Here is a 7307-nt window from a genome sequence, read left to right on the forward strand (position 1 = left end):
TAATCAAGGTGAGATGCTGGTAAAGATGCGCGATCGCAAATTAAATGAATAAGTTTAGTTCTCGCGTACCAGATATCTTAAGCTCAAAGTCATAAGAAGCACTCAGTAGTAAGGATGCCTCAGTCTTTTTAAAGCTGAGAGGAAAAACGCCACGAGACAATTTATTGTCCGTGGATGTTTAATTCGTGATATGCTTGGATGAGTATCCATACAGCTAAAATGCAAGTTATCTCTGTAAAATGTAAGCTCCAAGTACCTGTAGAGTTGCGGCAAGAAATTGACGTTACTTTGCAGGGGTTTGCTGATGCTTGCAATCAGATATATGAAGTTGCTAAACGAGATAATTGTTGGAATGTGACCTCGCTCCACCATAAGGCTTATAAGCCGACTAGAGAATCTACTGGGCTTAAAGCTAACCATGTTTGTCAAGCTATTCGTCGCGTGATTGGTAACGCAAAAGCAGTTAAGCAAGTACACAAGTTTCGCCCAACTTCTTTGAATTTGGATACTAGAACTTTTCAATATATTGAAGACTTGCAAACTGTTGGTGTTACCTTGATCCGTGGTCGCAAAAAGTTTAAATTGTCGATTGGCAATTACCAAAAAGCATTGCTTAAGGGGCAATCCCCAACAGCAGCGACTTTGAACAAGACCAAACGCGGTGACTATTACATCAATATATGTATTGATATCCCAACTCAACCAACAGGTAAAACGCCAAAAGTGATTGGTGTTGATTTGGGAAGACGTGACATAGCGACAACATCTACTGGTAAATCTTGGAGTGGAGCAAAGATTCAAGCTACTCGTGACCGATACAGTAAGGTCAGATCGAATATTCAATCCAAACGCACTCGTTCGGCTCGTCGCCTGATGAGAAGGCTCTCTGGGAGAGAACATCGCTTTCAAAAGTGGCTTAATCACAATATTTCTAAACAGCTTGTTCAAGACGCAAAAAGCAGTAATGCTGCACTGGCTTTTGAAGATTTGACTAATATTAGACAGTCGTTGAATCAAAAGCGACGCAGTAAGACAGAACGGCGCAGGACTAATAACTGGGCATTTTATCAACTCCGAATGTTTGTTGATTACAAAGCTCGAATGAGGGGCATTCCGGTTATTTTTGTTCCACCTGCTTACACATCTTAAACTTGCTCGCGTTGTCACCACGTCCACCCAATTAAAGGGAAGTCGTATCGTAACGGGAAAAAGTATAAATGTGGTAATTGTGGTTTTGAGCATGATGCTGATATTAATGCCGCACTTAACATTGCAGCTTTGGGGTTGTCCGTAACGCAGCCTGAAAGTCTGAAGATGAGTTGCCAGTTGGAAGGACAACGAAGAAAAGTTTCCGACTAGTTTCTTTGAATTAGGCTAAAGCTCAGTGTCTTTAGACCTGAGTATGCTTACTTAAACACCTAAATAACTTAGATATTAACGATGTTTATGAAAGCTTCGTTTTGTTTGTCACCGCGCTACCGCTTAGATGATGAGTTGCCTTGGCTAGAGGGAATAGATCCCAGCCGTCACTATTGGATTAAAGTAAATGGCGATAATCATTTAACAGTCCCAATTCCCGGATTACTGATTTCTTCTATGGATGAAATGAAGCAGGCTATTAGACAGTTTCGCTCGCTTCAACCTGGAGAACAAATAACTTTGGTAAGGGCTGCGAGCAGTTGTAAAATTTACTGTATTAGCGTCAACTGTTACGCCATAGAAACGGAAATAAACGATGCTTTAGTTTGGCATTTATTTGATCGGGAAACCTTAGATAGTCTACTCATGACCGCTCATCCAGATTGGCAATGTGCTTCTTCTGATATCGAGTTAGGACGAAGACTATTAATAGGTTCCTTACAGCAAGCTACAGCAAATAAATAGGGAGTAGGAGGAGAATAAGTTAGATTAGCAATTTTAGTCTCAAGGAAAGTAATATTCTTAATATCCGCTAACTTTCAAGTATTATCGCCGTAAAGAGAGTAATTCTTGCGGAGAAGCCAAAAGTTTGATTTTTACATCCAAAATTTGCAAATTTTCATTGAGAACGAATAGCCAAGATACATTAACTGCAAACCAAGGAGTTTCTACCTTACCTGCAACTTGAATTTGAGTTTGGTTATCTTCTAAAGTTTGGCTCGCACCTTCACGAGGACAAGCTTTAATATCTACTGCTTCCTTGTGTAAATAACTCAAAATTGCATCTTTTCCGACAATCCCAGATTCAAAAGGAGGATGCATTACACCGTTTTGGGCAAATAAGTCAGCAGTTTTTTCGTAATTGCCTGTATTTAAAGTTTCAAAATATTGCTCTATAGTTATTTCGCTGATTCCCTCAATGTTAATACATTCTTTCGATTGGATTGCAGTCATAAAAACACCAGTATTATTTACTTGTAGTATTTATTTGAATATAAAAGGTAACTACTTAGAAAGCTGCTTGAGAAATAATTTCACTTTCAATTAAGTATTCCTTTAGATAGAAAGCTTTGCAAGTAAATTAAAACTAAAAAATCAAATTATTGCAAGGTGGATAACTTCCACCCCACAATCTACGGTTGTATTGCGCTAAGCTAAATGTCTTTTAAAGTGAGACAACAGTTCAAATGCCTATAATTATTTATCGTAAAAAAGCCTCTTAGTCAGCTAAAGGATCAACACCCATATCGGTGACAACTTTGCGAAGAACCGTAATTTGTTGACCAAAATCAAGTCCTTTAATGGATTCTAAGACTTGCGAACCATCACGAGACAGCTGATAATTGGATGGCATTAGCACAACAAAACCTTTAACCATTAATTCTGATAATTCATACCAGAAAGCTAATTTTGTATTAGCGCTGAGAATGCTGTAAGCACGACTAACCTGTGTATTATTCTTCCCAGCCAAATCACGCATAACCTGTAGCTGTTCTTCAGCAGACATTTGCTTGATTTGACTAAGCAAACCGAACGCTAACTGTAAGCGTGCTGCACCCGTAGCAGCAGGAGTTATAGAGCGACCCATTTCAGTATACACAAACCAAAGCACTCCTAACTGGTCATCCACCGAGAGGCTTTTGAACACGCCTACAGTAGAATTTACTGCATCAACTAACTGAGTATCATAGTTGAAATTAGAAAAACGGTTCTGTATTGAATCTGTAGAGAAAGTCATGTTAGCACCAATTTTTGTAAACTTCGTAGCGAAGTATCTACGCTAGGAAGGCTTTGTATGTTGCTTTACCTTCCACTTGCCATTTTGCATACAAAGTTAATAAATTGCAAATAATATTTACAAATAGGTCGATTTAAGTTAATTAGGAAATATAAAACTGGGGATCATAATGGTGGTATAAGTTAGGGGTGCGCTTTTCGGGCAAATGTTAAAATAAGATAAATGAATCAATCATCCTCCTTAAGCAGTACACAGATTAAGGAAAAAGCGTTAGAGCTAGGATTTCATAAAGCTGGAATAGCTGCTGCAAATGTTACACACACTCAAGTGCAGAGATTACAAGCATGGTTAACGCTTGGATATCATGCCGATATGGAATGGATGCGAAATCCTAAGCGTGAAAATATTAAATTAGTTATGCCAGAAGCGCGATCGCTAATTTGTGTGGCTTTAAATTATTATACAGAGCATCAACGTCCTGAAGGAAACGAACATGGAAAAATTTCTCGCTATGCGTGGGGAAGAGACTATCACAAAGTCATGCAAAAAAAGTTGAAAGCCCTTTCAATTTGGTTGCAGTCATTAGGTGAAGGAATTGAAACCAAATACTATATAGATACAGGACCAATCCAAGATAAAGTTTGGGCCCAAGAAGCGGGGATCGGTTGGATTGCCAAAAACGGTAATGTAATTACCAGGGAATATGGTTCTTGGGTCTTTTTAGGAGAAATACTTACAAATCTGGAATTAACCCCCGATACTCCTCATACTCAACATTGCGGTAGCTGTACTCGATGTATTGATAGTTGCCCCACCGATGCGATCGCGCAGCCATTTGTAGTAGATGCCAATCGCTGCATTGCTTACCATACAATAGAAAATCGCGATGAAAAATTACCAGAACATATTGCTGGAAATATGCAAGGCTGGGTAGCTGGTTGTGATATTTGTCAAGATGTATGTCCTTGGAATCAACGTTTTGCTACTACCACCGATGTACAAGAATTTCAACCTTACCCTGGGAATATTGCTCCCAAGCTGATAGAATTAGCCACAATCACGAATGAAAAGTGGGACGAGCAATTTAAGGCTTCAGCGTTACGGCGAATTAAGCCAAAAATGTTACAACGAAATGCCCGTACTAATCTTGAAGCATCCCGTCAACCTAAAGAATGACCCAGAAAGTAATTATTTTTGATTTTGATGGCACAATCGCGGATACAGTAGATGCGCTAGTAAGTATTGCTAATGGTTTGGCTGTAGAGTTTAATTACGCAGAAATTACTTCAAAAGAACTCGTATTACTTAGAAATTTAACTTCTAGAGAAATTTTTAAGTATTCTGGGATTCCTTTATTCAAAATACCTTTTTTACTGAAAAAGGTTAAGGGAGAGTTAAGAAACAAAATTTCCGAACTAAAACCAATTCCAGGAATTCAAGAAGCTTTACTAGAACTCAAAGAAAACGGAAACAGGCTGGGTATTATAACTTCTAACTCGGAAACTAATGTTAAAGAGTTTCTCAAAATAAATAATATGGATAGTCTATTCGAGTTCATCCATAGCGGAGTTACAATTTTCGGTAAAACGACCATAATGAATAACGTCTTGAGGCAAAAACAGCTAAAAACTCAAGAAGTGATATATGTAGGAGATGAAACTAGAGATATTGAATCCTCAAAAAAAGCTAATATCAAAGTCATTAGTGTGACTTGGGGTTTCAATTCAGAACAAGCATTAATCAAAGAGAATCCAGATTTTTTGATTCATCATCCCCAAGAGTTGATAAAAGTAGTGAAGAATATTTGTTAAAACAAGGACAATTGAATTACTTTGTAGGTAGGATTATCAAGATTTGACAATGAAAGACCCAACAGTCGGATACTGCGCTCGCTCAGTTCAATTCCTTCAAGTACTGCTTTCGCTTCAGTAATAATCCTATCTAAACTATTAATACTATTTACCAAAGTACGAGAGCGCGTGATTTGTTGATAATCAGAAAACTTAACTTTCAAAGTCAAAGTCCGTCCCGCAGCTTGATGTTTATCAATTCTTTTATGAAGTGTCCGAGCAATTTGTTCGAGTTCTTGTAGTATCGCTGTTTTATCGCTTAGGTCTTGAGCGAACGAGTTTTCTGCTCCGATTGACTTACGAATACGATTTGCCTCAACCGCTCGGTCATCTCGCGCCCTAGCAATGTTGTAGTAATAATTACCTGCCTTCCCAAACTGCCGTACCAAAAACTCAAGCGAACGCGCTTTTAAATCAGCCCCAGTCTTAATATTTAGATCGTGCATTTTAGCGGCAGTAACTTTACCAATCCCGTGAATTTTTTTTATAGGCAATGCTTCTACAAATGTTTCGGCATCATCTGGTAAAATTACCGTCATCCCATTTGGCTTATTCATACTTGATGCCATCTTTGCTAAGAACTTATTGATAGAAATCCCAGCCGACGCGGTAAGGTTAGTGTCTTGGAATATCTCGGCTCGGATATGTCTTGCAACGGTTGAAGCGTAGGGCAGTCCCTGCTTATTTTCAGTGACATCTAGGTAAGCTTCATCCAGCGCAACTGGTTCAAAAGTATCAGTGTAGCCTCTAAAAATATCGTGGATTTGAACCGATATTGCTCGGTAAATATCAAATCTTGGTTCTGCAAATATCAAATTGGGGCATTTTGCAACGGCTAATTTTGATGGCATGGCTGAATGGATACCAAATTTTCTTGCTTCGTAACTAGCAGCTGCCACCACCCCACGTTGATTGGGTGAACCACCCACTACCAAAGGTTTGCCTCGGTATTTAGGATTGTCCCGTTGCTCTACTGATGCGTAAAAAGCATCCATATCAATGTGAATAATTTTTCTAATCTGGTTCGCCATTACGCGAAAATTGAAAATCCAATAAAAGAGTGTGATTGTACTAATATAGGACTTACGCATTGACAGAAAATGCAAAATATGGATGTGGGGAAAGCCATATCTATCGTAGGGGTTTAGTAGGGGTTTAGCAGTGCTAAACCCCTACATAAGATTTCATATTAGTAAAATAGATTTGGGTAGTTCGGGATGCCCATCTCACAAAAGTTTTAACCTTTAACCTTTAACCTTTAACCTGATTAAGATACTGCCACAGTATTTAAATCATCAGCAGTTAAATTTGAGTGGATGACTTCACCATCGCGAAACCAAACAATTCGTCTTGTTTGACGTGCTACTTCTGGTTCGTGAGTTACCATCACTACAGTAATTCCCGTATTATTAAGCTCGGTAAAAATATCTAATACTTCTTGAGTTGTGCGCGAATCAAGCGCTCCGGTAGGTTCGTCCGCTAGGATTACAACCGGACGATTAACAATAGCACGGGCGATCGCTACACGTTGTTGCTGTCCCCCCGATAGTTGATTGGGTTTATTATTTAAGCGGTTTCCCAAGCCGACTCGTTTTAAGGCTTCAATTCCCCGTTCTCGTCTTTCTGCATTAGCTACGTTAGCGTACAGCATAGGTAGCATAACGTTTTCGAGCGCTGTAAGTTGCTGTAACAAGTGGAATTGTTGAAAGACAAAACCTAACTTTTTATTACGAATATGTGCTAATTGTGTATCCTCCATTTGCGCCACATCCACATTATCTAAATAATACTTTCCTGATGTGGGACGGTCTAAACAGCCGATAATATTCATTGCTGTAGACTTACCAGAGCCACTCGGTCCCATAATCGAACAGTATTCACCTTCTTCTACAGTTAGATTCACATCCCACAGCGCTTTGACTTCAGTTTCCCCACTACCGTAAATTTTAAAAATATCTTCTAAACGAATTATTATATTAGCCATCTCAATTTTAGATTTTAGATTTTAGATTTTGGATTCAGGACTTACGCGATTGTCACAAGACTCGGATGGTGCCGTACACTCACCGTCTTATTACTAGGTTGATAATTAGTCTGTGTACTAACACCCTACAAAAAAATGTGCCAGTTGCGTAAGTCCTAGGATTAACAAAACAAAGTTGGGAGTGTAATATTTTAAGTTTTAGATTTTAACAACAGATGTATTTATTTAGGATTTTTCAAGAAATTAATAGTTAGAAATTAAAGGTTCAAATATCTCTAAATGCCCAATACACTATTATTAACTTTTAACTCTTAAC

The 7307-nt window shown here is 38.5% G+C and carries 9 protein-coding genes; 5 read left to right on the top strand and 4 right to left on the bottom strand.

The annotated features are described in order from the left end of the window. Positions 1-198 precede the first annotated feature (198 nt). From VB797_RS24355 to VB797_RS24365, 3 genes are all read left to right on the top strand, one after another. Positions 199-1149, top strand: a complete 951-nt coding sequence (locus tag VB797_RS24355; protein WP_323240330.1) for a transposase — start codon at positions 199-201, stop codon at positions 1147-1149. A 30-nt stretch (positions 1150-1179) separates the two neighbouring features. Then, complete coding sequence (locus VB797_RS24360; protein ID WP_323240378.1) at positions 1180-1359, top strand: zinc ribbon domain-containing protein; 180 nt, start codon at positions 1180-1182, stop codon at positions 1357-1359. Positions 1360-1446: 87 nt separating this feature from the next. Continuing rightward, positions 1447-1884 (top strand): hypothetical protein, encoded by a 438-nt coding sequence (locus VB797_RS24365; RefSeq protein WP_323240331.1) that lies wholly within the window; start codon positions 1447-1449, stop codon positions 1882-1884. Between the two features lie 81 nt (positions 1885-1965). On the opposite strand, the gene VB797_RS24370 is transcribed toward VB797_RS24365, so the two are convergent. Further along, entirely contained in the window at positions 1966-2373 is a 408-nt protein-coding gene (locus tag VB797_RS24370) for a ketosteroid isomerase family protein (RefSeq protein WP_323240332.1), read from the bottom strand. Between the two features lie 265 nt (positions 2374-2638). Next, positions 2639-3157, bottom strand: a complete 519-nt coding sequence (locus VB797_RS24375; protein ID WP_323240333.1) for an orange carotenoid protein N-terminal domain-containing protein — start codon at positions 3155-3157, stop codon at positions 2639-2641. Positions 3158-3379: 222 nt separating this feature from the next. Here VB797_RS24375 and queG point away from each other — a divergent pair, with 222 nt between their 5' ends. Both queG and VB797_RS24385 read left to right on the top strand, forming a co-directional pair. Continuing rightward, on the top strand, positions 3380-4333 hold the full coding sequence (gene queG / locus VB797_RS24380; protein WP_323240334.1) for a tRNA epoxyqueuosine(34) reductase QueG: 954 nt from the start codon (positions 3380-3382) through the stop codon (positions 4331-4333). Further along, on the top strand, positions 4330-4968 hold the full coding sequence (locus VB797_RS24385) for an HAD-IA family hydrolase (RefSeq protein WP_323240335.1): 639 nt from the start codon (positions 4330-4332) through the stop codon (positions 4966-4968). The genes queG and VB797_RS24385 overlap by 4 nt, the downstream gene beginning before the upstream one ends. On the opposite strand, the gene dinB is transcribed toward VB797_RS24385, so the two are convergent. Together dinB and VB797_RS24395 are read right to left on the bottom strand one after the other, a co-directional pair. Continuing rightward, positions 4965-6038, bottom strand: coding sequence for a DNA polymerase IV (gene dinB, locus VB797_RS24390; RefSeq protein ID WP_323240336.1), 1074 nt, complete (start codon positions 6036-6038; stop codon positions 4965-4967). The genes VB797_RS24385 and dinB overlap by 4 nt on opposite strands. A gap of 236 nt (positions 6039-6274) precedes the next feature. Continuing rightward, positions 6275-6991 (bottom strand): ABC transporter ATP-binding protein, encoded by a 717-nt coding sequence (locus VB797_RS24395; RefSeq protein WP_323240337.1) that lies wholly within the window; start codon positions 6989-6991, stop codon positions 6275-6277. Between the last annotated feature and the right edge of the window lie 316 nt (positions 6992-7307).

Source organism: Rivularia sp. UHCC 0363, from assembly GCF_034931125.1.
In the GTDB taxonomy this organism is placed as follows: domain Bacteria; phylum Cyanobacteriota; class Cyanobacteriia; order Cyanobacteriales; family Nostocaceae; genus Rivularia.